Source organism: Variovorax sp. RKNM96 (assembly GCF_017161115.1).
Classification (GTDB): Bacteria; Pseudomonadota; Gammaproteobacteria; order Burkholderiales; family Burkholderiaceae_C; genus Variovorax.
Genome location: NZ_CP046508.1, coordinates 4,053,737 through 4,080,179, shown reverse-complemented (window position 1 = coordinate 4,080,179; position 26,443 = coordinate 4,053,737). Strand labels below are relative to the sequence as shown.

General features: G+C 66.6%; 30 protein-coding genes. 12 read left to right on the top strand and 18 right to left on the bottom strand.

Annotated features, from left to right (window positions below):
• Positions 1-7: 7 nt before the first annotated feature.
• Both ligK and GNX71_RS18810 read right to left on the bottom strand, forming a co-directional pair.
• The gene (gene ligK, locus GNX71_RS18815; RefSeq protein WP_206173733.1) at positions 8-706 is read right to left on the bottom strand and encodes a 4-carboxy-4-hydroxy-2-oxoadipate aldolase/oxaloacetate decarboxylase; all 699 of its coding nucleotides are present in this window, start codon (positions 704-706) and stop codon (positions 8-10) included.
• A 2-nt stretch (positions 707-708) separates the two neighbouring features.
• On the bottom strand, positions 709-1,737 hold the full coding sequence (locus GNX71_RS18810) for an amidohydrolase family protein (protein ID WP_206173732.1): 1,029 nt from the start codon (positions 1,735-1,737) through the stop codon (positions 709-711).
• 133 nt (positions 1,738-1,870) lie between these two features.
• Here GNX71_RS18810 and GNX71_RS18805 point away from each other — a divergent pair, with 133 nt between their 5' ends.
• Complete coding sequence (locus tag GNX71_RS18805; RefSeq protein WP_206173731.1) at positions 1,871-3,148, top strand: LysR family transcriptional regulator; 1,278 nt, start codon at positions 1,871-1,873, stop codon at positions 3,146-3,148.
• A gap of 73 nt (positions 3,149-3,221) precedes the next feature.
• Entirely contained in the window at positions 3,222-3,569 is a 348-nt protein-coding gene (locus tag GNX71_RS18800; RefSeq protein WP_206173730.1) for a GFA family protein, read from the top strand.
• Between the two features lie 36 nt (positions 3,570-3,605).
• Here GNX71_RS18800 and GNX71_RS18795 read toward each other — a convergent pair whose 3' ends face one another.
• Genes GNX71_RS18795 through GNX71_RS18785 form a run of 3 tightly spaced genes read right to left on the bottom strand, consistent with a single transcriptional unit; the run spans position 3,606 to position 6,180 of the window.
• Positions 3,606-4,361: a substrate-binding domain-containing protein gene (locus tag GNX71_RS18795; RefSeq protein ID WP_206173729.1), complete on the bottom strand. Its 756-nt coding sequence runs from the start codon at positions 4,359-4,361 to the stop codon at positions 3,606-3,608.
• Positions 4,362-4,370: 9 nt separating this feature from the next.
• Complete coding sequence (locus GNX71_RS18790; RefSeq protein ID WP_206173728.1) at positions 4,371-5,246, bottom strand: alpha/beta fold hydrolase; 876 nt, start codon at positions 5,244-5,246, stop codon at positions 4,371-4,373.
• A gap of 31 nt (positions 5,247-5,277) precedes the next feature.
• Positions 5,278-6,180, bottom strand: a complete 903-nt coding sequence (locus GNX71_RS18785; protein ID WP_206173727.1) for a LysR family transcriptional regulator — start codon at positions 6,178-6,180, stop codon at positions 5,278-5,280.
• Between the two features lie 118 nt (positions 6,181-6,298).
• Here GNX71_RS18785 and GNX71_RS18780 point away from each other — a divergent pair, with 118 nt between their 5' ends.
• Both GNX71_RS18780 and GNX71_RS18775 read left to right on the top strand, forming a co-directional pair.
• Positions 6,299-7,312, top strand: a complete 1,014-nt coding sequence (locus GNX71_RS18780) for a zinc-dependent alcohol dehydrogenase family protein (RefSeq protein ID WP_206173726.1) — start codon at positions 6,299-6,301, stop codon at positions 7,310-7,312.
• A gap of 135 nt (positions 7,313-7,447) precedes the next feature.
• Positions 7,448-8,449 (top strand): AraC family transcriptional regulator, encoded by a 1,002-nt coding sequence (locus GNX71_RS18775; RefSeq protein ID WP_206173725.1) that lies wholly within the window; start codon positions 7,448-7,450, stop codon positions 8,447-8,449.
• On the opposite strand, the gene GNX71_RS18770 is transcribed toward GNX71_RS18775, so the two are convergent.
• Positions 8,446-9,633: an ABC transporter substrate-binding protein gene (locus tag GNX71_RS18770; RefSeq protein ID WP_206173724.1), complete on the bottom strand. Its 1,188-nt coding sequence runs from the start codon at positions 9,631-9,633 to the stop codon at positions 8,446-8,448. The genes GNX71_RS18775 and GNX71_RS18770 overlap by 4 nt on opposite strands.
• Before the next feature lie 187 nt (positions 9,634-9,820).
• Here GNX71_RS18770 and GNX71_RS18765 point away from each other — a divergent pair, with 187 nt between their 5' ends.
• From GNX71_RS18765 to GNX71_RS18740, 6 genes are read left to right on the top strand one after another with little or no spacing between them, the layout of a single operon-like run.
• Positions 9,821-11,080, top strand: coding sequence for a dienelactone hydrolase family protein (locus GNX71_RS18765; RefSeq protein ID WP_206173723.1), 1,260 nt, complete (start codon positions 9,821-9,823; stop codon positions 11,078-11,080).
• Positions 11,077-12,033: a PDR/VanB family oxidoreductase gene (locus GNX71_RS18760; RefSeq protein ID WP_206173722.1), complete on the top strand. Its 957-nt coding sequence runs from the start codon at positions 11,077-11,079 to the stop codon at positions 12,031-12,033. Before GNX71_RS18765 ends, GNX71_RS18760 begins: the two co-directional genes overlap by 4 nt.
• A gap of 23 nt (positions 12,034-12,056) precedes the next feature.
• Complete coding sequence (locus GNX71_RS18755; protein WP_206173721.1) at positions 12,057-13,409, top strand: aromatic ring-hydroxylating dioxygenase subunit alpha; 1,353 nt, start codon at positions 12,057-12,059, stop codon at positions 13,407-13,409.
• Positions 13,406-13,891: an aromatic-ring-hydroxylating dioxygenase subunit beta gene (locus GNX71_RS18750; protein ID WP_206173720.1), complete on the top strand. Its 486-nt coding sequence runs from the start codon at positions 13,406-13,408 to the stop codon at positions 13,889-13,891. The genes GNX71_RS18755 and GNX71_RS18750 overlap by 4 nt, the downstream gene beginning before the upstream one ends.
• Complete coding sequence (locus GNX71_RS18745) at positions 13,888-14,481, top strand: isochorismatase family cysteine hydrolase (RefSeq protein ID WP_206173719.1); 594 nt, start codon at positions 13,888-13,890, stop codon at positions 14,479-14,481. The genes GNX71_RS18750 and GNX71_RS18745 overlap by 4 nt, the downstream gene beginning before the upstream one ends.
• Positions 14,478-15,260: an SDR family oxidoreductase gene (locus tag GNX71_RS18740; protein WP_206173718.1), complete on the top strand. Its 783-nt coding sequence runs from the start codon at positions 14,478-14,480 to the stop codon at positions 15,258-15,260. The genes GNX71_RS18745 and GNX71_RS18740 overlap by 4 nt, the downstream gene beginning before the upstream one ends.
• On the opposite strand, the gene GNX71_RS18735 is transcribed toward GNX71_RS18740, so the two are convergent.
• The 3 genes from GNX71_RS18735 to GNX71_RS18725 are packed head-to-tail and all read right to left on the bottom strand — an operon-like array spanning position 15,257 to position 18,912.
• A complete protein-coding gene (locus GNX71_RS18735; RefSeq protein ID WP_206173717.1) occupies positions 15,257-16,327 on the bottom strand; it encodes an MBL fold metallo-hydrolase in 1,071 nt (356 codons plus the stop codon). The genes GNX71_RS18740 and GNX71_RS18735 overlap by 4 nt on opposite strands.
• Positions 16,328-16,376: 49 nt before the next feature.
• The gene (locus GNX71_RS18730) at positions 16,377-17,903 is read right to left on the bottom strand and encodes an amidase family protein (protein WP_206173716.1); all 1,527 of its coding nucleotides are present in this window, start codon (positions 17,901-17,903) and stop codon (positions 16,377-16,379) included.
• A gap of 16 nt (positions 17,904-17,919) precedes the next feature.
• Positions 17,920-18,912: a tripartite tricarboxylate transporter substrate binding protein gene (locus tag GNX71_RS18725; RefSeq protein ID WP_206173715.1), complete on the bottom strand. Its 993-nt coding sequence runs from the start codon at positions 18,910-18,912 to the stop codon at positions 17,920-17,922.
• 127 nt (positions 18,913-19,039) lie between these two features.
• Between GNX71_RS18725 and GNX71_RS18720 the strand changes: the two genes are divergently transcribed.
• A complete protein-coding gene (locus GNX71_RS18720; RefSeq protein WP_206173714.1) occupies positions 19,040-19,954 on the top strand; it encodes a LysR family transcriptional regulator in 915 nt (304 codons plus the stop codon).
• A gap of 8 nt (positions 19,955-19,962) precedes the next feature.
• Here the strand turns inward: GNX71_RS18720 and GNX71_RS18715 are convergent, their stop codons facing one another.
• Positions 19,963-20,856, bottom strand: a complete 894-nt coding sequence (locus GNX71_RS18715; protein ID WP_206173713.1) for a peptidoglycan-binding protein — start codon at positions 20,854-20,856, stop codon at positions 19,963-19,965.
• A gap of 317 nt (positions 20,857-21,173) precedes the next feature.
• Here GNX71_RS18715 and GNX71_RS18710 point away from each other — a divergent pair, with 317 nt between their 5' ends.
• Positions 21,174-21,392: a hypothetical protein gene (locus GNX71_RS18710; RefSeq protein WP_206173712.1), complete on the top strand. Its 219-nt coding sequence runs from the start codon at positions 21,174-21,176 to the stop codon at positions 21,390-21,392.
• Between the two features lie 18 nt (positions 21,393-21,410).
• Here the strand turns inward: GNX71_RS18710 and GNX71_RS18705 are convergent, their stop codons facing one another.
• The 8 genes from GNX71_RS18705 to GNX71_RS18670 form a co-directional block, all read right to left on the bottom strand.
• Positions 21,411-22,064, bottom strand: coding sequence for a M23 family metallopeptidase (locus GNX71_RS18705; RefSeq protein WP_206173711.1), 654 nt, complete (start codon positions 22,062-22,064; stop codon positions 21,411-21,413).
• A gap of 43 nt (positions 22,065-22,107) precedes the next feature.
• Positions 22,108-22,344, bottom strand: a complete 237-nt coding sequence (locus GNX71_RS18700) for a hypothetical protein (protein WP_206173710.1) — start codon at positions 22,342-22,344, stop codon at positions 22,108-22,110.
• Between the two features lie 110 nt (positions 22,345-22,454).
• Positions 22,455-22,700 (bottom strand): hypothetical protein, encoded by a 246-nt coding sequence (locus GNX71_RS18695; RefSeq protein WP_206173709.1) that lies wholly within the window; start codon positions 22,698-22,700, stop codon positions 22,455-22,457.
• Positions 22,701-23,129: 429 nt separating this feature from the next.
• Complete coding sequence (locus GNX71_RS18690; protein WP_206173708.1) at positions 23,130-23,330, bottom strand: hypothetical protein; 201 nt, start codon at positions 23,328-23,330, stop codon at positions 23,130-23,132.
• Positions 23,327-24,406 (bottom strand): site-specific integrase, encoded by a 1,080-nt coding sequence (locus GNX71_RS18685; RefSeq protein WP_206173707.1) that lies wholly within the window; start codon positions 24,404-24,406, stop codon positions 23,327-23,329. The genes GNX71_RS18690 and GNX71_RS18685 overlap by 4 nt, the downstream gene beginning before the upstream one ends.
• Positions 24,407-24,416: 10 nt before the next feature.
• Positions 24,417-24,881 (bottom strand): MarR family winged helix-turn-helix transcriptional regulator, encoded by a 465-nt coding sequence (locus GNX71_RS18680; RefSeq protein WP_206173706.1) that lies wholly within the window; start codon positions 24,879-24,881, stop codon positions 24,417-24,419.
• A gap of 86 nt (positions 24,882-24,967) precedes the next feature.
• The gene (locus tag GNX71_RS18675; protein ID WP_206173705.1) at positions 24,968-25,207 is read right to left on the bottom strand and encodes a hypothetical protein; all 240 of its coding nucleotides are present in this window, start codon (positions 25,205-25,207) and stop codon (positions 24,968-24,970) included.
• Between the two features lie 250 nt (positions 25,208-25,457).
• Positions 25,458-25,649, bottom strand: coding sequence for a hypothetical protein (locus tag GNX71_RS18670; RefSeq protein WP_206173704.1), 192 nt, complete (start codon positions 25,647-25,649; stop codon positions 25,458-25,460).
• Positions 25,650-26,443: the final 794 nt, after the last annotated feature.

Below are 26,443 nucleotides of genomic sequence, written 5' to 3'. Positions count from 1 at the left end.
GTCTCCTTCAGTCGATGTAGCGCAGGCCCGCCCTGGCCAGCGGCTCGCGCATCGCGTACATGTCCAGGCCCAGCTCGCCCGCGGCGAAGCGCTCGCGCTTGGCGGTCTCGTTGGCTTCGCGGGCTTCTGCTGCATCGGCCACCTGCTGCGCGCGTGCGGCCGGCACGACCACCACGCCATCGATGTCGGCAACCACCACGTCGCCCGGGTTCACCAGCGCGCCCGCGCACACCACCGGCACGTTGACCGAGCCGAGCGTCGCCTTGATGGTGCCCTTCGAATGGATCGCGCGGCTGAACACGGGAAAGTTCATCGCGTTGAGGTCGCGCACGTCGCGCACGCCGCCGTCGATCACCAGGCCCTTGCAGCCGCGCGCCTTGAAGGAAGTGGCGAGCAGGTCGCCGAAGAAGCCATCGGTGCTGTCGCTGGTGCAAGCCGCGACCACGACGTCGCCGGGCTGGATCTGCTCGGCCGCGACATGCAGCATCCAGTTGTCGCCGGGTTGCAGCAGCACGGTGATGGCGGTGCCGCAGAAGCGCGCATCGGGGTGGATGGGGCGAATGCGCGGCTGCATCAGCCCGAGCCGGCCAAGCGCTTCATGCACGGTGGAGACGCCGAAGCGCGAGAGCTTTTCGACCGCAGCCGGGTCGGCGCGCACGATGCTGCGATGAACGACGCCGAGTTGTTGTGGATGGGGAGTGGACATGGTCAGAGGCCTTTGGCGATGAGTGCGCGATCCAGGCGCGGATAAACGCGGCGTGCGTTGCCTTCGAACACCTTGTGGCGCGTTTCGGCATCGAGCATCGGCGTCGCGTCGATGTAGCGCCGCGTGTCGTCGTAGAAGAAACCGGTCTCGGGATCGATGCCACGCACCGCGCCGATCATCTCGCTCGCAAAAAGGATGTTGTCCACCGGAATCACGCGCGTCAGCAGGTCGATGCCCGGCTGGTGGTAGACGCAGGTGTCGAAGAAGATGTTGTTGAGCAAGTGGTCTTTCAGCAGCGGCTTCTTCATCTCCTGCGCGAGCCCGCGAAAGCGCCCCCAGTGGTAGGGCACCGCGCCGCCGCCGTGCGGAATCACGAAGCGCAGCGTGGGGAAATCGGTGAACAGGTCCGAAGTGAGGCATTGCATGAACGCGGTGGTGTCCGCATTCAGGTAGTGCGCGCCGGTCGTGTGAAAGCAGGCGTTGCAGCTCGTGCTGACATGCACCATCGCCGGGATGTCGTGCTCGACCATCTTCTCGTAGAGCGGGTACCAGTGGCGGTCCGACAGCGGCGGCGAGGTCCAGTGCCCGCCCGAGGGGTCGGGGTTGAGGTTGATCGCCACGAAGCCGTACTCGCGCACGCAGCGTTCCAGCTCGGGGATGCAGCTGCGCGGGTCCACGCCGGGCGACTGCGGCAGCATCGCGGCGCCGATGAAGTGATCGGGGAAAAGCTCGCTCACGCGAAAGCACAGCTCGTTGCAGATCGCCGCCCAGGTCGACGAGGTTTCGAAGTCGCCGATGTGGTGCGCCATGAAGCTTGCGCGCGGGCTGAAGATCGTGAGGTCGCTGCCGCGCTCCTTCATGAGGCGAAGCTGGTTGCCCTCGATGGATTCGCGCAGCTCGTCGTCGCTGATCTTCAGGTCTGCGACGCGGGGTTGGACCGCCGGGTCTTTCAGCCCCGCGATCTGCTGGTTGCGCCAGTTTTCCAGCGCCTTGGGCGCGGTGGTGTAGTGGCCGTGGCAGTCGATGATCATTTTCTTTTGGCAACCCCATCGGTTATTGGATCGGATGCCTTCGAGTGTGGTTGCACGCGCCGTTGCGTGGGATGAGTTCGGCTTGCCCTACCATCAGACTTTCTTATCGATAGGGTTTACCCCGGGCCTCGAAGTGACTCTGGCGAACCAGCAAGACAAAGTGATCGGCAGCGCGCTCGCCATCAACCTGCGACACCTGCGCGCGTTCTCGGCCGTGGCCGCCGCCGGCAGCATCGCCAGGGCCGCGGACGAGCAGCTGTACCGCGTTGCCTCGGGCGTCACGCGCTCCATTTCCGAGCTGGAGAACGCGCTGGGCAGGCCGCTGTTCGATCGGCGCGCGCGCGGCATGGCGCTCAATTCGTACGGCGACCTGGTGCTGGTGCGCGCGCGCCGCATCGAGCGCGAGTTCGAGGATGCGCGCGCGCAGCTCGTCGCGCGCGGCGGCATCGGCGCGACCGCCGACGTGCCATCGCTTTTCGCGTCGATCCTCAACGGCCGGCGGCTGGCGGTGATTGCGAGCCTGGTCGAGAAGCGCAACATGCCGGCGGTCGCGCGCGAGTTCGGCATCACGCAACCGGCCATCAGCAGCGCGCTGAAGGACCTGGAGGGCGGCCTGGGCGTCGCGCTGCTCGAACGCAAGGCGCGCGGCCTCGCACCGACGCCGGCCGGCGAGATCGTGGCCCTCTATTTCAAGCGCGTGCTCGCGGAGCTGCGCCACATCGGCCCCGACATTGCCGCGAGCGAAGGCATGCTGCAGGGCAGCGTGACCGTAGGGGCACTCCCGCTCGGGCGCACGCAGATCCTGCCGCTCGCGATCGCCTCGCTGCTCGCGCGGCATCCGGGACTGCATGTGGCCACGGTCGAGAGTCCGTACGACGCGCTGGCTGCGCTGCTCCGCAGTGGCGACATCGACTTCATCCTCGGCGCGCTGCGCAGCCCCGCCGAGGCCAGGGACCTGCAGCAGGAGGCGCTGTTCGAGGACAGCATCGCAGTGATCGCGCGCGCTGGCCATCCGCTGGAGCGCGCGAAGCGCATCGACTTCGATGCGCTGCGGCAGGCGACGTGGGCGCTCTCGCGGCACAACACGCCATCGCGCGAACTGCTCGAACGGTTCTTCTCTTCGGCGCGCGAGGCGCCGCCGATTCCTGCGGTGGAAACCGGCGACCTCGCCGTGCTGCGCGGCCTGCTGCTGGAGAGCGACATGCTGACCGCGATCTCGCCGCACCAGCTGCGCTACGAGATCCGCGACGGCAGCCTCGTCGTGCTGGACTTTCCGCTGGACCAGACGCAGCGCGAGATCGGGCTCACGCAGCGGCAGAGCGCCTTTCCATCGCCGGGGGCGAGGGCGTTGATGGCGGAGATCGAGGCGGTGGTGGCGCGGTCGCCGGATTTCCGTGCGGTCGCACGTTGAACCTCGCAGGCCGCGCTTGCCATGCGCTCGGTCGGCTGCCATCCTTGTCGCCCCCACAAGCCGGAGACACCCCATGAAGTACGAAGGAAGCTGCCACTGCGGCCGCGTGAAGTTCGAAGCCGAGGGCGAGATCGCTTCGGCCATGGCCTGCAACTGCTCCATGTGCCAGCGCAGGGGATCGCTGCTGTGGTTCGTGCCGCGCGATGCGATGCGCCTGCTCACGCCCGAAGAGAACGCGAACACCTACCTGTTCAACAAGCACGCGATCAGGCACCGCTTCTGCCCGAGCTGCGGCATCCAGCCCTACAGCGAGGCGACCAATCCGAAGGGCGAGCCGATGGCGGCCATCAACGTCCGCTGCATCGAGGGCATCGACCTGGAGGCCGTGCCGGTCACGCACTTCGATGGGCGGTCGCGGTGAGGCGCATGCGGCAATCCGCCGCCGGCCGCCTGGGCGTCAAGGACTTTCCATGCCTTTTTGCCTGAGCACGTCGCGCGCCTCGGCGCTGCCGAGCAGCGCGAGAAAGGCCCGTGCAGCCGCCGGATCGCGTGCTGCGACCGCCACGGCCCCGGCATACACCGTGTAGTTCTGGATTTCGGCCGGGATCGGACCCACCAGCGCGGCGCCTGGCACGGCGAGGATCTCGCTGATCTGGTGGATGGCGATATCGGCCTTGCCATCGACCACGCGCTGCGCCACCAGCCCGCCGGGCACCAGCACCGCCTTGGCCTGGATCTGCGGCGCAATGCCCATTGTGGTGAACAGCTGCGAGAGGTACACGCCACTGGAGCCGCCCGCCGCCGGGTCGATGTAGGCCACCGCGCGCGCGGCCAGCAGCGTTTGCCGGAATGCGGCCATGCTGCCGATGTCGGGTACGGGGGCTCCCTGCTTGACCGCGACGCCGATACCGACGCGCGCCAGCCGCGCCGACGTGGCGGCATCCACCTTGCCGGCCTTGGCCAGTTGATCGAGCGCGGCCGGCGTCAACACCACCACGTCGAAAGCCTCGCCCTCGCCGATGCGGCGCTGCAGCACGCCGGCGGTGTCGTTGTCGATGACCAGCCGATGGCCCGTGCGTTGCTCGAAGGCCGGCGCCAATGCCATGACCACCGGCTTGAACGCGCCGGCCGTCAGTACCTTGAGTTCCACTGCCGACACGCTGCTGCACAAGGCCAGGAGCGCGAGGGCGACGATCGTTTTCGGGTTGCGCATCTTCTCGACTCAGCGAGCGGATGACACGACGCGCGCAATCCAGGCGAGCAACACGGCCACGACTTCATCGCGGTTGGTCTCGTTCAGCGTCTCGTGGCGCGCGCCGCCGAACACATGGCTCGACACATCGCGCAGGCCCGCTTCGCGGTAGCGCTGCACCAGCGGATGGAACCATTCGGCCTTGTTGCTGACCGGGTCCTGGTCGCCGATGAACAGGTAGAGCGGCAGCTCGGGCCGGATGCGCGACTGCATCGCGGCGGGTGTGAGTTCCGCAAGGTCCGCAAACATGGAACCCAGGCCCTCTGCCGAAACCGTGAACCCGCACAACGGATCGGCGATGTACTTGTCGACCTGCGCCGGGTCGCGGCTGAGCCAGTCGAATGGGGTGCGCACGTCGGGCAGCGCGGCGTTCATGTCTTCGAGGCGGAAGCCGCTTTGCAACGCAGCGCCCAGCAGGTCGAGTGCCGCGGTGCCCGAGAGCACAGCGCCGGTCAACAGCTCGCTGTGCCGCACCAGGTAGTACTGCGTGGCGAACGAGCCCATGCTGTGGCCGACGAGGATGAGCGGCAGGCCGGGGTGCGCGGCGCGCGCATGCCGGCTCAGCAGCGCCATGTCGTCCACGAGGCCGGCGAAATTGCGCGGGCCGAATTCACCCAGTTCGTTGTTCGCCGAGGCATAGGTGCCATGGCCGCGGTGCTCGTTCGCGTAGACGACGTAGCCGGCCCGCGTGAGCGCATCGGCGAGCGGGCGATAGCGCAGCGAATGCTCGCCCATGCCGTGCGCGAGCTGCACGATGGCCTGCGGTGCGGCGCCTTGCCAGCGGTGGGCTTCCACCGGGTGGCCGTCGTTGGCGGTCAGTTCGAAGTTTGTCTCGGTGTTTTGCATGCGGTGTCCTCTGTGGAAGAGGGTTGCCATCCTAGTCGTTGAAGGCCCGCAGCATCGCCTTGCGCAGCCACATCTCCGCCGAGTCCTTGTCCGTCACCGCACGCCAGGCGAGCTTGATCTGGTAGTCGGGGCTTTCGAAAGGCAGGGCCTCGAAGCGAAGCCCGCCTTGCGCGGACAGCGCCAGCGCCACGTGCTCGGGCACGGTGGCCAGCAGGTCGGTGCCGGCAAGCACGGCGGGGAGGCTGCCGAATTGCGGCACCGAGAAGGCCACGTCGCGCTGCCGCCCGATTTCGCCGAGTGTTTCGTCGACGGTGCCGCACAGGTCGCCTGCATAGGTCACGAGCACGTGGCGCCGCCGGCAGTAATCGTCCAGCGAGAGCTTGCCGGGCACGGTGTCGGCGCGCAGCATGGCGAAGCGCGCCGTGCGGACCTTGCGCACCTTCGCATCGGCGGGCAGGTCCTTCAGGAAAGACATCACCGCGCTGACCTCTCCCTGCTCCAGATAGCTCATGGCGTTGCGATAGCAGACCGTGAGCGTCACCAGCTTGGCGCGGGGCACTTCGGCGCTCAGGGCGCGCAGCAGGCGCGGCAGCATCGCGATCTGCAGGTCGTCGGTGAGGCCGATGCGGAAGACCGGCGCGGCGCGCTCGGGTTCGAAGTCGGCTTGCGCGCGGAACGTGGCCTCGATCTGCGCGAGCGCGGGGCCCAGGCCCTGCATCAAGGCCAGCGCGCGCTCGGTCGGCTCCATCACGCGGCCCTGGCGCACCAGCAGCGGATCGCCGGTGAGTTCGCGCAGCCGCGCCAGCGCGTGGCTCACCGCGGGCTGGCCGAGGTTCAGTCGTTCCGCGGCGCGGCTGACGTGGCGCTCCCGCATGAGCGCGGCCAGCACGGTGAGCAGGTTCAGGTCGATGCGGTTGAGTTCGACGGGTTTCATCGGGAGGTCCTGGCGTTATCGATTGCGCGCATAGCGAATATCCCGCGAATCGATTTCCTTGATTGTCCCGCGGCCTCTAGATTGATGCCATCGGTCATTCAAGAAGAAGGAGTTTTTCATGAGCAAGATGGTTCGCTTCCACGCGTTCGGCGGTGCCGACGTTCTGAAGCTCGAGGAGGTTGCGACGCCGACACCCGGCGCCGACGAGGTGCGCGTCGCGGTGCAGGCCATCGGCCTGAACCGGGCCGATGCGCTGTGGCGCGAGAACCTGTACGTCGAAGACGCGACGCTGCCGGCCGGACTGGGCAATGAGGCCGCGGGCATCGTCGAGGCGATCGGGGAGGGCGTCGGAGGGTTGAACGTGGGAGACAGGGTCGCGCTCCTGCCGGGCGCCGGCCAGGGCCGGTATCCCACCTATGGCGAGAACATCCTCCTTCCGGCTGCGCACGTGGTGCGGTATCCCGGCAACCTCTCGCCCTCGCAGGCCGCGGGCGCCTACATGGCCTACCTCACGGGCTACTTCCCGATGTTCGAGATGGCGCGGTTGCAGCGCGGCCAGGTGATGCTGGTCACCGGGGCTTCATCGGGCACGGGCATCGCGGCGCTGCAGATGGCGCGCGCGGCGGGCATCGTCGCCATCGCGGTCACGCGCACGGCTGCCAAGCGCGAGGCGCTGCGCGAGGCGGGTGCAACGCATGTGGTCGTGACGGACGACGAAGACGCGGTCGAGCGCGTGATGAAGCTCACCGAGGGCCGTGGCGTCGACCTGGTGTACGACGGCGTGGGCGGCGCGCAGGTCGAGCGGCTCGGCGACGTGGTCGCGGACCGCGGCTGGTATGTGCTGTACGGCCTCTCGGGCGGTGCCGAGTTCAAGTATCCGGTGATCGCGCAGTTCCGCAAAAGCTGGCGCTTCCATGTCTACAAGGTGCTGGAGCACACGGGCGCGCCCACGATGGGGTTGCCCCGCGATGAGGCCGCGCTCGGCCGTGCGCTGGCCTTCATCGACGCGGGCCTTGCCGATGGCACGCTGCAAGTGCGTATCGACCGCGAGTTCGCACTCGACGACGTAGTGCGGGCCCACCAATACCTGGAGCGCGCCGGGCACATCGGCAAGGTCGTGCTCACGGTCTGACCTGGGAGCTTTCGGGCAAGCTTCTTGCACGTCGGGGCAAGCCCCATGGCGGCAAGCGCGACCCGGCGGTAAATTGCGGGCACGCCCCCAGTGGCAAACAATGGTTTTCAACCACCTGACCCCCCAGGAGTGCCCGTGGACGCATGGTCGAGCCAGCAGCTTTCTCCCTTGTACGGACGCGAGGTGTTCCGCTCGCGCGAAGCGGACGAGACCCACGCGCTGGTCGCCCATGAGCTGAAGGACCATCGCAGCGTCTGGGGGCGCGGCAAGGTCGATGCGGTGTTCTGCCGCGCCGAGATGAGCGCACTGTCGCTGTGCATCCTGCGCTACGGCTGCGACGTGGACATCGAGCCCGATGCCCTCGGCAACTTCGTGCTGGTGCAGATGCCGCTGCGCGGCCATGCCGAAATCCGCACGGGCGGCCAGACGCTGCAGATCCATCCGGGCCAGGGCGCGGTGGTGTCCGCGCACAAGCCGGTGCGGCTGCGCTGGCATGCCGACTGCGAGCAACTGATGCTCAAGATCGAACTCGGCCGCCTGCAGGAAGTGGCGCGCCACGCCTTCGCCGCGCGCCATGCCGACGAGGTGGGCGAGATCGATTTCGACATGCCGCTGCGGCTCGATGATGCCGCCGGAACGCAGTGGTGCCGCATGGTGGCCAACCTCGCATCGCTGCTGCCTTCGGCGGGCGACAGCACGCCGTACGACTCCCGCTGGCTGGCCCACTGCGAAGACAACCTCATGCTCTACCTGCTGTGCCACCGGCCCAACTCGGTGCGGCGGCGGCACGATGCGCTGCGCCTCGGCTCGGAGGCGGCCAGCCTCGGGCAGTTGCGGCGCGCCGAGGAGTTCATGCGCAGCCGGCTCGACACCGCCTTGTCGCTCGAAGAGGTGGCGCAGGCCGCGGGCGTGACCCGGCGCATGCTGGCCCTCCTGTTCCGGCGCCACCGCGACCTCTCGCCGATGGAGGTGCTGCGCAACATGCGGCTCGATGCCGCGCACGCGCAGCTCGCGCGCCACGACGGCGCGAGCGTGACGCAGATCGCGCTCGACTGCGGCTTCTCGCACCTGAGCCGCTTCGCCGCCTGCTACCGGGAGCGCTTCGGCCAGCTCCCGCGCGACACCTCAAGACATTAGGACTTCATCGCGCACTTGGCGGCCGAGCTGTCCTGGTAGTTCTGCAGCACGGTGCCGATCACCTTGTTGGTGATGCGGCCGCTGGCGTCCTTGCCGATCACGCGCAGGTAGTAGTTCTGGATGGGGAAGTTGTTGGCGCCGTAGCTGAAATCGCCGCGCACCGACTTGTACTTCGCGGCCTTGATTGCCTTCAGCAGCGCGGGCCGGTCGGCCACCTTGCCGCCGGCATCGCGCACGGCCGCGTCCATGGCCATCAGCACGTCGTAGGCCTGACCGGCATAGAAGGAGGGGTTGCGTCCGTTGTTCTGCTGGCGGAACTCGGCCACGAAGCGCTGGTTGGCGGGGTTGTCCAGGTCGTAGGACCAATGCGCGGTGTTGAAGAGCCCGAGCATCGGCTCGCCCACGGCGGGGATCATGTCCTCGTCGGCCGAGAAGGCGGTCGAGATCAGCGCCACGTCTTTCGACAGGCCCGCGCCGACGAACTGCTTGATGAAGCTCACGCCCATCGCGCCGGGCAAAAAGAAGTAGAGCGCGTCGGGCTTGCTCGCGCGGATCTGCGCGAGCTCGGCCGAGTAGTCGAGCTGGCCGAGCTTGGTGTAGAGCTCGTCGCCCACGCCGCCCTTGAAGTTGCGCTTGAAGCCGTTGACCGCGTCCTTGCCGCCGGGATAGCTGGGCGCGATGAGCGCGACCTTCTTGAACCCCTTGTCGGAGGCGAACTTGCCCGCGGCCTCGTGGTACGCATCGTTCGGGTACGACGCGCCGAAGAAGTAGGGGTTGCACTTGGCGCCCGAGTAGTCGCTCGGGCCGGTGTTGCTCGACAGGTAGGGCACCTTGGCGGCGAAGAGCGGTGGGCCGACGGCGAGCGCGACCGATGAACCCACGGGGCCGGTGAACAGGTCGATCTTGTCGCGCAGCAGCATGCGCTCGACCACCTGCCGGGCGAGGTCGGGGTTGCCGGCGGTGTCGGCCTCGACGAACTCGACCGGCACGCCGCCGAGCTTGCCGTTGAGCTGCTTCATCGCCACGGCAAAGCCGGCCTTGGACTCGGCGCCGCCGACGGCGAAGGGGCCGGAGAGGTCCATCGCGAGGCCGACCTTGACCGGCTGGGCCTGTGCCTGCGATAGCGATGCGCCGCCGATGACGGCGAAGGCCAACAAGGCCGTTCTGATGCTTGCCTGCGACATGAAAGATCTCCTCTGGAGGGATTCGGTTGACGTGGGGGAATGCAATGCGGGTCGCAGTCTGCGTGCCGCGGTGGCGGCGGGCTATCCGTTTCTTGCAGCGACGTTGCTTGCAAGAAGTGGACAGACATCGGGGGAGGCCGCTGCCCAGAATTGCGCCGCAAGCCCCACCACTCAGGAGACACCCACGATGAGTCAGTACATCGACATCCCGGCCGGCGACGGCCGCAGCTTTCGCGGCTACCTCGCACTGCCGGCCTCGGGCAGCGGCCCCGGCATCGTGCTGTGCCAGGAGATCTTCGGCATCAACGACTACGTGCGCGAGGTGGCCGACCTCTACGCCGAGGAAGGCTACGTGGTGCTCGCCCCCGACCTCTTCTGGCGCATGGAGCCCAACGTCGATCTCGGTTATTCGCCCGAAGACTGGCAGCGCGCATTCGGCTTCTTCCAGAAGTTCGACATCGAGGCCGGCATCGCCGACGTCACCGCGAGCGTGAAGGCGCTGCGCGCGCACCCGGCCTGCACCGGCAAGGTGGGCGCGCTGGGTTATTGCCTCGGCGGCAAGCTGGCTTATCTCGCGGCCGCGCATTCGGGCGTGGATGCGGCGGTGGGCTACTACGGCGTCGGCATCGAGGCCGCGCTGGACCTGGTGCCCAGGATCGAATGCCCGATCGCGCTGCACTTCGCCGAGCTCGACCAGTTCTGCCCGCCCGAGGCCCGCGCCCAGGTGCTGGAAGCCTTTGCCGGCAAGGCCGGCGCGCAGATGTACGTCTACCCCGGCGTGGACCACGCGTTCGCGCGCACTGGTGGCGACCATTTCGACAAGCCCTCCACGCTGATGGCGCACCAGCGCTCCATGGCGCTGTTCAAGGAAGCCATCGGGCCCGTCTACGACCTGTCGGCGCTCTGGGACAAGCACTGCGAATACGAGTTCGCCACGCGCGACGTCGTTGCCACCATGGGCACGATGGTGAGCGAGCCCTACGTGAACCACATCCCGACGATGACCGGCGGGGTGGGCGCGAAGGAGCTGTCGCGCTTCTACAAGCACCACTTCATTCCGACGACGCCGCCCGACACGCGCCTCACGCCGATCTCACGCACCGTGGGCGCGACGCAGATCGTGGACGAGATGCTCTTTTGCTTCACTCACACGGTGGAGATCGACTGGATGCTGCCGGGCATCGCACCGACCGGCAAGGCGGTGGAGATTCCGCTGGTGGCCATCGTGAAATTTCGCGGCGACAAGCTCTACCACGAGCACATCTACTGGGACCAGGCCAGCGTGCTGGTGCAGATCGGCCTGCTCGATGCCAAGGGCCTGCCGGTGGCGGGCGTCGAGACCGCGCGCAAGCTGGTGGACGAGACGCTGCCGTCGAACACGCTGATGCCGCGCTGGTCGAAATCGAACGGCCTCACCATCGCCGACCCCGCGCTGCCGCTCGGATGACGCAGGGCGCAGACATGCTGGCGCTGGTGGTGGCTTCGGTCACGCCGCTCACGCCGGCCATCAAGGCCTTCGTGCTGCGGCCCACGAATGGCGGCGACCTGCCGCCGTTCGCACCGGGCGCGCACCTGAGCGTGCAGGTGGCGCATTCGAGCGGGCAGCGCGCGTATTCACTGGTTCGCCCGCACGATGGCGCCGGCAGCTACGAGATCGCAGTACTGCACGAGCCGCAGGGCACGGGCGGCTCGGCCTGGATGCACGGCCTCGCGCCCGGTGCGGTGCTGGCCGCGCACCCGCCGCGCAATGATTTCACGCTGCACAAGGGCGGCCTGCCGCCGCTGCTGGTGGCGGGCGGCATCGGCATCACGCCGCTGCTGTGCATGGCGCGCGCGCTGGCCGCCGAGGGCCAAGCCTTCGACTTCTTCTATGCGACACGCAGCGAGGAGGCGACTGCCTATCTCGATGAAGTGCGCGCGCTCGGCGGCACGGTGGTGCACGACGGCGGCGACCCCGCCCGTGGCCTCGACCTGCGCGCACTGCTCGCGGCGCCGCAGAGCGGCCGCCACCTGCACGTCTGCGGCCCGCGCGGCATGGTGCAGGCGGTGGTCGACACCGCCCGCGCACAGGGCTGGGCCGACGACCACGTGCACTTCGAGCTCTTCGCCGGCGCGCTCTCGCAGGCGGGCGACACGCCCTTCGAGGTGCGTACGCTGCGCTCGGGCAAGACGCTGACGGTGCAGCCCGGCCAGAGCCTGCTCGACGTGCTGATCGCCGCTGGGCTCGACCCGATGTACGACTGCCGGCAGGGCGACTGCGGCGTGTGCGCCGTCGACGTGGTGGAAGGTGTGCCCGACCACCGCGACCACAACCTGAGCCCGCGCGAGAAGGCGGGCGGCAAGACCCTGTGCACCTGCGTGTCGCGCGCCAAGACGCCGCACCTGGTGCTCGACATCTGATGACGCTTCAGGAGACCGACACGATGAATCCCGTGATCCCCATCACCCCCATACCTTCAGCACCCACCGCACCCGCCATCGACATCCAGGCGCTCGTGCAGCCCGACCGCGTGCACAAGCGCGTCTACACCGACCCCGCCATCTTCGAGCTGGAGATGGACCGCGTCTTCGGCCAGGCCTGGCTGTACGTGGGCCACGAGAGCCAGGTGCCGAACGTCGGTGACTACTTCACCACGCGCCTGGGCCGCGAGCCCGTGGTGATGGTGCGCCACACCGACGGCGCGGTGAACGTGCTGTACAACCGCTGCCCGCACAAGGGCGCCAAGATCGTTCCCGATGGCAGCGGCAGCGCCGGCAAGTTCCTGCGGTGCCTCTACCACGGCTGGACCTTCAAGTGCGACGGCAGCCTCTTGTCGGTGCCGCTGCGCAGCGGCTACGAGGACACGGCGCTCGACCTCAAGAGCGGGTCGCATTCGGTGCGCAAGGTGGCGCGCGTGGCGAGCCACCGCGGCTTCGTGTTCGCGAGCCTTTCGGAAGACGGCCCGGAGCTCGCCGACTTCCTCGGCGGCGTGGCCACGTCGCTCGACAACTTCTGCGACCGCGCCCCCGAGGGCGAGGTGGAAGTGGCCGGTGGTGTGCAACGGGTGATCCAGCGCAACAACTGGAAGATCTTCTTCGAGAACCTGCACGACACGATCCATGCGGTGGCCACGCACGAGTCGTCGTGGCGCGCAGCAAAAGAAGAATTCGAGGCCATGCCCTCGGGCACGCCCAAGCCCTTCGAGGTGGTGATCGTCGACGGCAACGGCGAGCCGCTGGAGTTCTGGGAGAACCTGGAGCTCAAGGGCTACGACAACGGCCACGGCTTCATGGAAGGCATCTTCGTGCCGCCCACAGACCCGGTGAGCCTGGCCTATGTGGCGGCGCTCGAGGCCAGCCAGGGTGCGCAGCGCGCCGACGAGATCCTGCGCGTGAACCGGCACAACACCATCGTCTACCCGAGCTGCTCGCCGCACACCTCGTTCCAGCAGATCCGCGTGATCCGGCCGCTGTCGGTCGATCGCACGCTGGTGGAGATCTTCAGCTTCCGGCTGAAGGGCGCGCCCGAGGCGACCTTCCAGCGCACGCTGAAGTACACCAACATCGTCAATTCGCCTTCGTCGAACGTGATGCCCGACGACCTGGAGGCCTACAACCGCGTGCAGGAGGGACTCAGCTCCGACGGCGGCGACTGGGTCAGCATGCATCGCGCGGCCGGGCGCGACCAGCCGCTGCCGGGCGGGCGGGCCTCCAACGGCAACAGCGAGATGCCGTCGCGCAACATGTTCGCGGCCTGGGCCTCGTACATGGGCGTGCAGACCGGGAGCGCCGAATGAACTTCAACGACTGGCACGAGCAGCAGGCGATCACGCAGTTCCTGCACCATGAGGCGCGCCTCCTGGACGAGCACCGCTGGGACGAATGGCAGCGGCTATTCACGCCCGACGGGCTGTATTGGGTGCCGCTGGTACATGGGCAGGAAGATCACATCAACCACGCATCGCTGTTCTGCGAAGACGCCTTGCTGCGCTCGATGCGGGCGCGGCGGCTCGACCAGGCACGCGCCTATTCACAGCAGCCGCCCACGCGCACGGTGCATGTGGTGGGCAACGTCGGGCTCGAATCACGCGATGAAGAAGGCTGTGTCGTGCGCTCGACCTTCCTGCTCCTCGAATGGCGCAAGACCGAGCAGCGCATCTTCGGCGGCAGCGTGCTGCACACCCTGCGGCGCGAAGGCAACGAATTCCGCATCCGGATGAAGCGCGTGGAACTGGTCAATTGCGACGCGCCGCACGAAGCCCTGCAGGTGTTCATGTGAAGGCCGCGCTGCTGGCCATGCACTACCAGAACGATGTGCTGCACGTCGATGGCAAGGTGCGCGTGGGCGTGGCGGCCGACGACCCGGCGCGCCCGCTTCTCATCGCCTCGGCCGCGCGCCTGATCGCCGGCGCGCGGGCGAACGGCGTGCCGGTGATCTTCGTGCGCATCGCCTTCGCACCGGGGTATGCCGATTGCTTGCGCAACTGCACGCTGTTCCGGCGCGTGGCCGAAACCGGCGCGGTACTCGACGGCGAATGGGGCGCGGAGTTCTATGAAGAGCTCGCGCCGCTGCCGGGTGAAGCCGTCGTCACCCACAAGCGCAACAATCCGTTCTGGGCCAGCGGGCTCGAAGATGTCGTGCGCAGCACCGGGGCATCGCGGCTCTACGTGGCGGGCATTGCGACCAACCACGTGGTCGAGCACGGTGCGCGCCACGCGAGCGACCTGGGCTACGAGGTGGCGGTCGTTGCCGATGCCTGCAACACTGCACAGGCGCATCTGCATGCGGCGAGCCTGGAGACATTGGGGATGCTTGCGGATGTCATGAACGTCGACGAAGCAGTCGCACAAATGAAGGCCATGCCATGAACTTCGAAGGAAAAGTCGCCATCGTCACCGGCGCGGCCGCGATGCTCGGCGCCGCCATAGTTCGCGCTTTCGTGAAAGCCGGTGTACAGGTGCTGGCGGTGGACATCGATGCCGCGCGCGGCGAGGCGCTGGCGGCCGAGCTGGGGCCGCGCTGCCGTTTCGTGGCTTGCGACATCGCCTCCGATGCGGCGCTCGATGCGCTGGTGGCCGATGCGCTCGCCAGCGAGGGGCGCATCGACTTTCTCATCAATAACGCGGTGGTGTACGGCGACAACGGGCTGGAAGCCTCGCGCAGCGAATGGCTGCATGCGCTCGACGTCAACCTGGTTTCCGGCGCGCTGCTGGTGCACAAGACCGCCGACGCGCTGGCGGCGCAGGGTGGGGCGGTGGTGAACATGGGCAGCGTCGGCGGCAAGTTCGGCACGGCGGGCCGGGCGCTCTACCCGGCGGCCAAGGCGGCCATCCTGCAGCTCACGCGCAACCAGGCCGCGAGCCTGGCGCACCGGCGCGTGCGGGTGAACTCGGTGTCGCCCGGATGGACCTGGTCGGACGCGCTCTCGCGCATGGCGGGCGGCGATCGCGCGCACGCGGACCGCATGGCGGCGCCGATGCATCCGCTAGGCCGCGCGGGTGACGGCGACGACGTGGCGCAGGTGGTGCTGTTCCTGTGCTCGGACGCCGCGCGCTTCGTGACCGGCGCGGACATCCCGGTCGATGGCGGGTTCTCGATGCTGGGCCCCGATCAGGGGCGCTCGGCGCGCGACTGGTTCGGCGGTTAGGCGACGAGCCGGTACCAGCCGATGCCGTCGTCGGCGATGTCGCAGACGACTTCGCCGCGGTGCAGCAGGTAGTTGAGGCAGGCAAGGCTTTCACCCGTCGCCATGCCCAGCAACTGCACGTCGGACTCGGCGATGCTGCGCGCGAAGAGGCTCGCGAACACATCGACTGCGCGCTTCGGCGTCTTCAGGGTGTTGCGCAACCGGTCGAGCGAGCGCTCCTGCCCTTGCTGGAGCCGGTCGATGCGTGCATGCAGGCCGCGGAAGCACTCGTTGTGCGAGGGCAGCACGAGCACGTCGTCGGGCACCTCGCGTTTGAGCTTCGCCAGCGACGAGAGCCAGTCGGCCATCGGGTCGGCGTCGGGCTCGATCGGCGAGACCGAAACGTTGGACGAGATGCGCGGCAGGATCTGGTCGCCCGAGATCAGCACCTTGAGGTCGGGGCAGTACAGGCACGCATGCTCGGGCGAATGGCCGTTGCCGGTGACGATGCGCCAGTCATGCGCACCGATGCGCAGCACCTCGCCGTCGCGGAGCCGCCGGAAGCTGTCGGGCAGCGGATGGATGTGCTTGCCGAAATTGCCGAAGCGCGTGCGGTAGGTCTCGATGGCGGCATCGCTCCAGCCGGCACGGCGGTAGAAGGCGATGGCATCGTCCGGTGCTTCGCGGCCGGTGTCGGACACCATCACGCGGCACATGAGGTATTCGGAGCGGGTCATCCACAGTCGCACGCCGAACTTGCGCGTGAGCCAGCCGGCCATGCCGACGTGGTCGGGATGCATGTGCGTCACGAAGACGCGGGTGAGGCCGCGGGTGTCCGGCGAATTGGCGAAGAGCTCGCGCCAGACGGCCACCGTTTCCTCGGTGCGCACGCCCGTGTCCACCACGGCCCAGCCGGCGCCGTCGTCCAGCGCCCACAGGTTGATGTGGTCGAGCGAGTAGGGCAGCGGCATGCGGATCCAGTGGACGCCCGGGGCGACCTCGATCGACTTGCCGCGCGGCGGGAGTTCCGCAAAGGGGTAGACGAGCTTGCCTTTTGCCGCTTCCGCCGTTTCTTCCAGACCATCCATCGTGTTCACCTCCAGAGGGAGGTCAATTGTGGCCGTTCTGCCGATGCTGTCAGACGGCCGCGACGATGGCTGCTTCGCGCGCGCCGCCGGACAGCACCGGTGGCGTCCGGACGATCGAGGTGAGCGAAGGTTCGGCAGGGCGCAGCAACGACAGGTCGGGCCGCGGGCGGCGAAGTTGCACGTCGGCTGCGAAGGCCTGCTCCATCGCGTGCGCTGCGCCCAGCACCTGGTGGTCGGCCCGGAAGCCGCCCACGACCTGCAGGCCGAACGGCATGCCCGCGTGATCGACGCCGCAGGGCAGCGAGATCGCCGGATGCGTGGTCAGCGTGACCACATAGGTCAGCGCGAGCCAGCGGTAGTAGTTGGCCTGCTTCTCGCCGTTGATGGTGTCGGCGTAGGGCTGTGTCCACGGAAAGGGCGACACCGGCGTGGTCGGCGAGAGCACCAGGTCGTAGTCGGTGAAGGTGGACTGGAAGCGCTTGATGAGGCGGGTCTGCCCGGCCTGCGCCCAGGCGCTGTCGAGCAGGCTCATGCGCGCACCCATCTCGTAGTTTGCGCGAGGGTTCGGGCCCAGGCTGTCCGGGTCGCGCTCGTAGGCGGCGTGCATGCCCGCCACGAAGGCCTCGGCGCGCAGCACGTCGAAGCAGCGGTGGGCATCGCCCAGGTCGAAGCTCACTTCGTCGCAGCGCTGGAACAGGTGCCGCATCGAGCCGATCTTGCGGCGCATCGTGGCGCGGATGCTGTCGTTCACCGCGCAGGTGCCGAAGTCTTCGGTCCATGCAACGCGAAGCCGGCCGAGGTCGACATCCAGCGGCTTGAGAAACGAGAGCGGGTCGAGCGGGTAGCTCAGCGGGTCGCCGGCGTTCATGCCGGCCGATGCCGCGAGTTGCAGGCAGGCGTCTTCCACCGTGCGGCCCATCGGACCGACAACCGAAATCGGCGTCCAGCCCAGCGGCTTTCGCACGCTCGGCACGACGCCCGGCGACGGCCGAAAGCCCACCACGCCGCACTTGGCAGCCGGAATGCGCAGCGATCCGCCGGTGTCGGAGCCGGTGCACACGGGCAGCATGTCGCACGCCAGCGCCGCGGCCGATCCGCCCGAGGAGCCGCCGGCGTTCAGGTTCGGATTGAAGGGGTTGCCGGTGGCGCCCCACACCTCGTTGCGCGAATTGGCACCCGCGCCCATCTCGGGCACGTTGGTCTTGCCGGCCACGATGGCGCCGGCCTTGCGAAGGCGCGCCACGAGTTCGATGTCTTCCTGCGGCACGTGGTCGCGGTAGATAGGTGAACCCCATGTGGTGAGCAGGCCCTCGGTGGGCTCCAGGTCCTTCACGCCCAGCGGGAGGCCGTGCAGCAGTCCGAGCGGATCGCCCTGCATGACGGCTTTCTCTGCGGCGCTGGCTTCGGCTCTTGCGCGATCGAAGCAGGTCGCGGTCACTGCGTTGACGAAAGGGTTCACCTGCTCGATGCGCGCGATGCAGGCTTCGAGCAGTTCGACCGGCGAGATCGCCTTGCTGCCGATCAGGCGGCGCAGTTCAACGGCGGATTGTTCGACGAGTTCGGTGGGTGTGGACATTGCAATGGTCGATGGATCAGTCGGCGGTGATGCTCGCGCGGGCAGCGACGGCCCGCATCACGGGCAGTTCCCGGTTGATCAGCTCGCTGGCCGCCACGGCATTGCTGTAGACCGGCTCCAGCCCCTGGGCGCTCAGCTTGGCCCGCGTGTCCGGATCGGCCATCGTTGCGGCCAGCGCCTTCTCGAGCCGGGCCTTCGCATCGGCGGGCAGGCCGCGCGGTGCGGCGAGGATCAGCCAGGAGTCCATGTCGATGTCGGGATAGCCGCTCTCGGCCAGGCTGGGGACGTCGGGCAGGAGGCTGGATCGCTTGGCCGTCGTCACCGCAATGGCCTTGATCTTGCCGCTCTTGAGTTGCGGGATGGCGGCGCTCACCGTGTCGACGCTGAACGCGACCTGCCCGCCCATGAGGTCCGTCATGGCTGGTGCGCTGCCCTTGTAGGGCACATGCGTCATCTTCAGGCCGGCCGCATGCAGGATGGTTTCGCCGGCGAAATGCGAGGTCGTGCCGGTGCCGTAGGATGCGTACGAATACTTGCCCGGCGACGCCTTCACGTAGTCCACGAACTGTTTGACGGTCTTCACCGGCACCTCGCTGTTGGCCAGCAGGATGAGCGCGAGCCGCCCGGCAATGCCGATGGGCTCGAAGCCCTTGACCGGGTCGTACGGCAGGTTGGGGCGTATCGCGGGGTTGACGGTGAAGGTGGTGCCCGAGCTCACGAGCAGCGTGTAGCCGTCCGGCGCCGCCTTGGAAACATAGCTTGCGCCGATGATCGTTCCCGCTCCGGCGCGGTTCTCGATGACGACGGGCTGGCCGAGCTCCTTGCTGAGGCGCTGGCCGATGATCCGCCCGTTCACGTCGGTCGCGCCACCCGGCGGAAAGGGAATCACGAGCGTGACCGGTCGCGATGGAAAACCCGGCTCCGCGGCAATGGCGGCGCGTGGTGCCAGCGGGGCAAGACCGAGGCAGGACATCAACGCGATGCCGGCCAGTGCGGGAAGGCTTTTCATGACGGTGCTCCTGAGAAATCTCATCGTAGGAGTCGGCCTCGGCTGCCACAAGCGCAATGTTTAGAATTGTGAATTGCCAAATCGGCAATCGACGTGGACACTTGTCCGCGGCTGTCCGGAGGGATTCATGCGACTTCACGCGCTGCAGGAAACAGCGGTCCGGTACTTTCTCGAGGTCGTGAAGACGGGCTCGGTGAAGGATGCGGCGCTCAAGCTCAACGTCGCGCCCTCGGCAGTGAGCCGGCAGGTCGCGCGCCTGGAGCGCGAGCTGGACACGCTGCTGTTCGATCGCCATGCGCGCGGCATGGTGCCCAACGCGGCCGGCGAGTTGCTGGCCGCGCATGCCAAGCGCACGCAGCAGGACATCGAGCGCGTTGCGAGCGACATCGCCGGCCTGCGCGGCCTGCGCAGCGGGCATGTGCGGGTGGCGAGCACCGAGGGCTTCGCCTTCGACTTCCTCCCGACGCTGATCTCGCGGTTTCGCGCCAAATACGAGGGGATCCGCTTTCACCTGGAGGTCGGCTCGCCGAACGAGATTCCACGGCGGATTCGCGACGGCGAGGCGGATGTCGGCATGACCTTGAGCGGGTTGCCCGAGCCCGGCCTCAAGGTCGAGCTGCGCCATCCCAGCCCCATCCTGGCAGTGATGGCCAAGGGCCATCCGCTGGCAGCGCAGCGGCAGTTGTCGTTGCGCCAGGTGGTGGGCTATCCGCTGGGCCTGCCGCAGGAGGACAGCTCCATCAGGCAGTTGCTCGACATCGGTTGCAGCAGGCAGGGGCTGCAGTACGTGCAGGCCATGTCCAGCAACCATGCGAATGCGCTGGTGAGTTTCGCGGCCGCGGGCGGCGGCAGCATCGCTTTCTATGGAGAGCTGTCGATCCGCACGCTGCTCAAGACCAAGGCGCTCGTCGCGATCCCCCTGAAGGACAGGGAGATGAACGAGCGCCATCTCGAGGTCCAGACGCTGGCCGGCCGTTCGCTGCCCGATGCGGGCAAGGCGTTCGTGCAGTTCCTGACCGATGCCATCAGGGCAACGGCCTGATTCGCGATTTACTTGCGGCGGGGGCGTGCTGCGCCCGGCGCCGAGGTTTGCGACGGCGCGGCGCCGCCGTCCACGCCGAGACGGCCACCGCCGCCGAGGCCCTGGCCGCGCACCGTCTGTGCCTTGTAGTTGCGCAGCGAACGAACCATCTGGTTGAAGGCGTCCATGAAGGCGGCGGCAATCACCTTGCCCTGCGGCGTGCGCGTGTAGCCACCGATGCCGCCCGCGGCCGAGAGGCCGCCCAGGCCGGCGAAGCCCGCGAAGTCGGTCTTGGAGGCGCTGCCTTCGGCGGCTGCGACCTGCACGCCGGAGCGGTTGTCGATGAGGGTCAGCAGGGCGCTGGCTTCCTTGGTCTGCAGGCTGGCGCCGATGCTGGCGATGGCGCGGCCACGGCCGCCGCCCACCAGGCCGCCCAGTGCGCCGCCGAGGCCGCCGGCGTCGTTGTTGCTGAACACGATCTCGGGCGACAGGCCGTAGTCGGAGGCCACCATCTGGCCGCGACCGAAGTTGCTGCCGCCGCGCATTTCGCCCGACTGCATGAGCGCGCGCTCGCGCGTCATGGCGTTCATGCCGGCCGCGCCGCGCTCGACCACCACGAAGCAGTTCGATTGCTGCACCAGCAGGCGCAGCAGGTTGGCGGTGGGCGGGAGCTTGTATTCGCCGGTGAGCACGGTGTACCAGCCGGCGTTGACGTTCTCGATGAGGGAGACGGTGCCGAGTGGCGAATCGCAGCGCTCGAGCGCGCTGCTTTCGCCGGCGGTGGCCGAGCCGGCGGCGCTGCCGGTGGCCACGGTCTTGGCCGACTGGCTGCCCATTTGCATGTCGGTGGTCGCGCAGCCAGAGAGAGCCAGCACGCCGGCAAGAACGCTTGCGCTTGCGAGAGAGAATTTGGAAGAAGCCATGTCCGGATCCAGAGAGAAAAGAGTGAAGAGGCGCCCAGTGGGAGACGCCACTCATCGGATATCGAAGTGGGACCGCATGGCCTGTATGACCTCCCCCGATTCGTCGCGCCGCCAGCGACCGCGCGACGATACGACCTCAAGAATCGGCATGCCAGTGCCGAAAGTCATGGTCTGCGCGCAGCGAAGCGGGCGAGATTATTACCCAGTGCGCGCCCCGTGGGCAGGCGGCAACAAGCGCCCCGGAACGGGCAGGGGGATGGCCTTCGGCGGAGCGCCGGGGTCGTTACAGTCGGGCCTTCATCACGAGGAGTTTTCAGATGGCAACCACCAAGAAGAATGTCGTTGGCGAAGCAGCAGCGGAACTGACCCGCCAGCAGGTCGCGCAGGCCCTGGCCATCGCCGGCGCCTCGAATTTCAGCGGCGCATCCGATCCGGCCTTCGTCGGCTCCATCCTGGTGGCCCTGGCCGTCAACACCAACTCCGTCAGCGCGACCATCGACAACGCGAAGGGCCGCACCCCCGTCGTCCAGCACTGATCGTCGGCGCGACAGGCCCTAGTCGGGCGAAGCGAAATAGGGAACGGGATCGACCGCGTTGCCGTTCCTGCGCAACTCGAAGTGCAGCTTGACGCGATCGGCTTCGGTGCGCCCCATGTGGGCGATCACCTGGCCCCGCTTCACGGACTGCCCCTCCTTGACCAGCAGCTTGCTGTTGTGCGCATAGGCGGTCACGAAGACCGCGTCGTGCTTGATCATGACGAGCTGGCCGTAGCCACGCGGACCCACGGCCGAATACACGACCTTGCCGTCGCGCGCGGCGATGACGGGATCGCCTTCCGAGCCTGCGAAATCGACGCCCTTGCTGTTGCGGCCATTGAATCGCTGGATGACGGTGCCGTTCGACGGGCGAAGGAAATTCCGCTCCGCCTTGGCCACGGGCGCGGACGGTGTGGGCGATGCCGCAGATGCCGGCTCGCTGCTTCGCGGGCGGCGCTCCGGTGCGGGACGGGCGTCGTTGCGGGCAGCAGGAGCGGGCTTGGCGCTCGCGGATTTCTTCGGTGCGGGCGCCGGAGCTGGCTTGGAAGCGCAGCCGATGAGCAGAACGCTCAGCGTGCCCGAGACAAGGGCCAGTGCGATCCGATGGGGGATGAGCGAGCGGGGCGTGGGGAGGTCGGGAAGTCCGGGTTCAGCTTGCGGCTTGAAATGCATGGTGAGGACTGTATTGGAATCCGCCGACCGTCCGACCGAGCGATCAACTCGCGATGCGATGGTCCACGACGGAATGCGTGCGGTTGTGCTCGAGCGGCTCCTTCATGGCATCTCTGAGCTTTCGAAGCGTGTTGGTGAGGGCCTGCGGGCTGGTGCCGACTTCGCGGGCCGCGACGCCGGGGCGCACGCCGCCGACGAGAACCATGTATGCGGCATCGCGAGAAGGGGTTTCTCGCAACCGGGCACGGCTCGACAGCGTGTTGAATTCGCTTCGCGTCATCCTCGTTCCCTCCTTCTGGTTGGCAGGAGTCTGACCAGATTTCAGTGTCGAGGAATAGCCGTTTTGGAAACTGCAGGTAAGAAATTCTTCCCGTGACCCGGCTTTGCCGATCAGCCCGGGGTCCGCACCGGCAGGAGGCCGATGGGTGCCATGCGCGCAATGATTTCTGCCTGCATGAGCGCGAGGGAGTGGGCCGGAAGGAAGGTGGCCTGTACGGTCACACCGGCCGATCCGGTGCTGCGGTCGACCGTGGCCGTCGATATCGCGCCGGGGAGCGTGAGCACTTTCTGGACTTGCAGCTGCTGCTCTTCGCTGCAAAAAGGCAGGCTGAATTCGTATCGACTCGTGTTGTTCATTGAAGACCTCGATTCGGTGGACGAGGTGCGAGTCTAGCTGCCCAAGAAAACGCTCCCGAATGCGCTCCCAAATGAAAATGCCCCGCTACCTTTTGAGTAGCGGGGCATCCAGTTGCCTTGCGGCTTGTAGTGGCTCCTCGACCTGGGCTCGAACCAGGGACCTACGGATTAACAGTTGCCTTTTGAGACTCTGCAGCCGCATCAGAAGTGAGATAACTGGATGGGGGTATAGCAGTGGCACCGGAGTCCGTTTGGATGAAGTGGCGCCCCTTCGGTCCACAGCACATTGACCACCACGAGGAACGCTCGCTACTGGCTTCTCTGGTTCCCTTGCGATAGGAGAGCCCATTGACAGGCTCGGGCTTGGTGAATAACACCTTCCTAAGGCATAGGTCCCCGTAGGGATTGGCCTCGAAGTGGGCGCAGTCTTTACAAAACATGATCTATGACTTTCTCATGGTGGCTGTGGGCGGTTTCAGGGACGTGCTCGGTGGTCTCGAAGATGGCGGCGCGGCCGTACTTCAATTCCGTCTCGTTCATGTAGGCGCAGTCGGCCGCGGCACGGTCCTTTAAGAGGCCGTAGGTGGCGATAAGCTGCGTGGTGGCTGTGTTGCGGATGGCGTGGGTCATGTGGTTCCCTTGTTGAAGACGTTGGCAGCAGCCTGGAGGGCCGCGGCACCGGACTTCACGTACCGCTGGGTCGTGATGACGCTGGCATGGCCGGCGAAGTCCTTGATGACGTAGGCGTTGTGGCCATCGTCAGCGATGCGGCTCAGGCCTTCATGCCGCAGGGTGTGGAAGACGAACTCCACGTCATCAGCCAGGCCGAGGGCCTTTCGGCCTTCTGCCCACAGGTCCACCACCCGGCTCTTTGTGAGGTCCGCGAAGGGGCCTGCAAGGCTCTTGGCTGCACCGTTCTTCCGGTCCAGTAGGATGGCCGCTGCTTGGATCGAAAGGGGCACGGTGCGGCTTCCATGGTCCTTGGTGTCCCTGAACAGCACAGCCCCGCGGTCGAAGTAGACATCCTCCCAAAGCAGCTTCAGCAGCTCACCCTGCCGCGCCGCGGTGTGCAAGGCCACCGTAACCAGCGAATGCATCGACAAGGCCCCTGCACGGTCGCAGGTCAGCAGCCACTGCCTCAGGGAGGCCAGCTCGCTGTCCCGAAGCCGGCGCATGCGCTCATTACCGCGAGTAGACAGGTGCTTCACGGTGTGAGGAGGGCAGCCAGCGATGCCCAACAGCACCGAGAGCATCGAGAGCTTGTGGTTGACCGTTGCATGGCTCGTGGTGCTGTCCTTGGTCTTGCCAGGCTGCTTGAGCAACCAGGTGCGCCAGGTCATCACGGCCGCTGGAGTTGCCTTGGAGACATCCGAGTCTTCCCCCCAGTACTCCACCATGGCCTTGAAGCCCCCTCGGATGCCCTTGCGGTCCTTGCTGGTGACCCACTTCTCACGCTCCTTCATGCCCTTCTCGAAGGCCTGATAGAACGTCATGCCGCACTTGGCCGGTGCAGGGGCCTTGATGGCCACTTGTGAGTCATTCTCAGATGTGAGGGCAGGAGTTAAAGCTTTGGCGATGATGGCTGGTGCGGCCTTCTCCGCGGCTGCTTGGGTCGTGCAGTGGGATGGCACACGCTTACGGGCGCCGGAGGCATCCCGGAAGTCCAGCCACCAGGTGCCACGCTTCTCGAAGTAACGGATGTTCATGATGGGGTCTTTAGGTGGGTGAAGGGGCGGGAGGAAAGGAAGCTGTGTCGTTCGGAAGAGCCTTAGCCAAGGCCCTCTCCATGACTGCACGACCCTTGGGCGTCAGGCGGATGCGCTTGGCTCTCTTATCGAGAAGGTCTTCTACTTGCTCGACCAGCTCCAGGCCAGGGCCATACTGGCGATTGCCTGTGCCAAGCTTGATGAGGTTGCGGGAGTTGGTAGCCTTGCCGGTCACGTTCGTCTGACCATCCAGTGAAGCTTGAGACATCTCACCCTGCGTGTACAGGATGACCAGTAGAGCAAGCTGCTGCAGGGGCATAAGCGGGTCTCCCGCCTCCACTGCAAGGGCCTGCATCAGCCGCATTGACTTGTCAGCCTCCATGAGACGATTGCCGGAGACTGTGCCAGATGGTGTGTGAGAAGTGCTCATGAATGAGAGTGTATCACGCATGTGAGAAAGCTTCTCAGTAATCATGGCTTGGCCTCTTATGCACATATGGTTATGAAGGCTGGAAACAACGTCCGAAGCTGCCTACATGACATAGGCAGATGCTGAGGCTGTCATTCATCAGTAGGGTTCGGAGCGGCCTTACGGCGCGCTTGAATGGCCTGTATTGCGTAGTAGATGGCCTTGAGGTCAGCTTCAGCCAGCAGGGCTCTTGCCCTCCAGCGGTCCCTGACCTCGTCACAGACCTTCATGGCAGCCTTGAGGGTGTCTCGCTCTTCGTGGAGGTCTGAGATGACAGCTTGCTGGCCCTCGATGATGGTTCTGAGGTGGCCTATGGTGTCGGAAGGGGTCATGATGCTGGCCCCTGGCTAGAAGATGCGGAAGAAGGGGTGCATCAAGAGCGGAATGGTCAAGATGGTGGCCATGAGGAGGCCTTGAAGGAACGTGTTCATGGTGGGATGTATCGAGGAAGGGGGTTTAGGGCCTGGAGTACTCGTAGAGCACAAGCCACTCGGCTGCCGTACGACCGCGATAGGTCCCGAGAAGCTGAGCCTTGGCGGCGTAGAGGAGTGGCATGGTGAGCTAGTCTCAGATGTGAGGGTTCTAGACGAACCAACGGCCAATGAGGGTGCCGATACGGTGCTTCAGGGACATGGAGCCTTCCTTGCGGTAGCTAGCGGCCATGCGGCGGGCTAGTTCGCCTTTGGTGGGCAGGAGGCGCGCGTCAATGAGTGGGACGAGTGAGAGATTGGCCAGGTGCTCGCTGTGGGGCGTGAGGCGGCGTGAAGTGGTCATTGGGTGTCCTTGGTGGTCGTAAAGTGATGGGGAAGACTCAGATGTGAGGGGTTGGCTTAGACCTGTTCAAGCCGCCTGGTGCGCCACGTGTAGAGCGACAGCTTAGACAGGATGGTGCATCCTTCCGAGTGCGTCACTGGCTCCAGGGTCATCCGAGTGCGCTGGCCTGTGCGGTCATTGATGACGATGACATGGTAGAGACGGGGCATGATGTGGTCCTGATGGAGGGGCTGCGAAATGCAACCGACAGCAGATAGTCTCACATGTGAGGGTACATGTCAAGCCCACAGGCTCAGGTCAGCGCAGCACCAAGGCCCCAAGGAACAGCAGCACGACCACCGCACCCACATGCCAAGCCCTGAATGGCCAGCCTGCCAGGGCCTCCTCGCGGCGTCTCACGGCCTTGGCGGCAGCCATACGCTTCGTGATGCTTGGTTCATGTGGCATCGCCTACTCCCCACGGTGGAACCAGTTAGGCACCCAAGGACCAGGCGTCTCGAATGGGATAGCCCCTGTTGCCCTATCACGGACATAACGGGTGTGCACGAGGTCTGAATAGGCTAGCAGCCCCAGGAAGGCCACCAACAGGGCAGCCAGTAGGGTAGTGGCTAGGCGGAGCTTTAAGGGGCTTCTAGGGGTCATTAGGGGCCTCTGGTGGTCATTGGGGGGCCGTGGTGTAAGTGTGCAACGAGGAAAAAAACAGGTGCGTTCAGGAGCATAGGCAAACACTATCAACTCAAGCAGTCAGCATAGCCTCAGCCTATCAGAGTATTACCCGGGTAGAACTCGAAAAA

Bases quoted from the DNA above. Each gene is read 5' to 3' on its own strand.
- GNX71_RS18730 (WP_206173716.1), bottom strand. From the start codon at position 17,903: ATGTCCACACCCACCGAACTCGTCGAACAATCCGCCGTTGAACTGCGC.
- GNX71_RS18705 (WP_206173711.1), bottom strand. From the start codon at position 22,064: ATGCATTTCAAGCCGCAAGCTGAACCCGGACTTCCCGACCTCCCCACG.
- GNX71_RS18710 (WP_206173712.1), top strand. From the start codon at position 21,174: ATGGCAACCACCAAGAAGAATGTCGTTGGCGAAGCAGCAGCGGAACTG.
- GNX71_RS18675 (WP_206173705.1), bottom strand. From the start codon at position 25,207: ATGACCCCTTCCGACACCATAGGCCACCTCAGAACCATCATCGAGGGC.
- GNX71_RS18695 (WP_206173709.1), bottom strand. From the start codon at position 22,700: ATGAACAACACGAGTCGATACGAATTCAGCCTGCCTTTTTGCAGCGAA.
- GNX71_RS18770 (WP_206173724.1), bottom strand. From the start codon at position 9,633: ATGTCGCAGGCAAGCATCAGAACGGCCTTGTTGGCCTTCGCCGTCATC.
- GNX71_RS18740 (WP_206173718.1), top strand. From the start codon at position 14,478: ATGAACTTCGAAGGAAAAGTCGCCATCGTCACCGGCGCGGCCGCGATG.
- GNX71_RS18680 (WP_206173706.1), bottom strand. From the start codon at position 24,881: ATGATTACTGAGAAGCTTTCTCACATGCGTGATACACTCTCATTCATG.
- GNX71_RS18735 (WP_206173717.1), bottom strand. From the start codon at position 16,327: ATGGATGGTCTGGAAGAAACGGCGGAAGCGGCAAAAGGCAAGCTCGTC.
- GNX71_RS18790 (WP_206173728.1), bottom strand. From the start codon at position 5,246: ATGCAAAACACCGAGACAAACTTCGAACTGACCGCCAACGACGGCCAC.
- GNX71_RS18785 (WP_206173727.1), bottom strand. From the start codon at position 6,180: ATGAAACCCGTCGAACTCAACCGCATCGACCTGAACCTGCTCACCGTG.
- GNX71_RS18725 (WP_206173715.1), bottom strand. From the start codon at position 18,912: ATGAAAAGCCTTCCCGCACTGGCCGGCATCGCGTTGATGTCCTGCCTC.
- GNX71_RS18715 (WP_206173713.1), bottom strand. From the start codon at position 20,856: ATGGCTTCTTCCAAATTCTCTCTCGCAAGCGCAAGCGTTCTTGCCGGC.
- GNX71_RS18765 (WP_206173723.1), top strand. From the start codon at position 9,821: ATGAGTCAGTACATCGACATCCCGGCCGGCGACGGCCGCAGCTTTCGC.
- ligK (WP_206173733.1), bottom strand. From the start codon at position 706: ATGTCCACTCCCCATCCACAACAACTCGGCGTCGTTCATCGCAGCATC.
- GNX71_RS18700 (WP_206173710.1), bottom strand. From the start codon at position 22,344: ATGACGCGAAGCGAATTCAACACGCTGTCGAGCCGTGCCCGGTTGCGA.
- GNX71_RS18720 (WP_206173714.1), top strand. From the start codon at position 19,040: ATGCGACTTCACGCGCTGCAGGAAACAGCGGTCCGGTACTTTCTCGAG.
- GNX71_RS18685 (WP_206173707.1), bottom strand. From the start codon at position 24,406: ATGAACATCCGTTACTTCGAGAAGCGTGGCACCTGGTGGCTGGACTTC.
- GNX71_RS18795 (WP_206173729.1), bottom strand. From the start codon at position 4,361: ATGCGCAACCCGAAAACGATCGTCGCCCTCGCGCTCCTGGCCTTGTGC.
- GNX71_RS18755 (WP_206173721.1), top strand. From the start codon at position 12,057: ATGAATCCCGTGATCCCCATCACCCCCATACCTTCAGCACCCACCGCA.
- GNX71_RS18750 (WP_206173720.1), top strand. From the start codon at position 13,406: ATGAACTTCAACGACTGGCACGAGCAGCAGGCGATCACGCAGTTCCTG.
- GNX71_RS18760 (WP_206173722.1), top strand. From the start codon at position 11,077: ATGACGCAGGGCGCAGACATGCTGGCGCTGGTGGTGGCTTCGGTCACG.
- GNX71_RS18690 (WP_206173708.1), bottom strand. From the start codon at position 23,330: ATGACCCACGCCATCCGCAACACAGCCACCACGCAGCTTATCGCCACC.
- GNX71_RS18670 (WP_206173704.1), bottom strand. From the start codon at position 25,649: ATGACCACTTCACGCCGCCTCACGCCCCACAGCGAGCACCTGGCCAAT.
- GNX71_RS18780 (WP_206173726.1), top strand. From the start codon at position 6,299: ATGAGCAAGATGGTTCGCTTCCACGCGTTCGGCGGTGCCGACGTTCTG.
- GNX71_RS18810 (WP_206173732.1), bottom strand. From the start codon at position 1,737: ATGATCATCGACTGCCACGGCCACTACACCACCGCGCCCAAGGCGCTG.
- GNX71_RS18800 (WP_206173730.1), top strand. From the start codon at position 3,222: ATGAAGTACGAAGGAAGCTGCCACTGCGGCCGCGTGAAGTTCGAAGCC.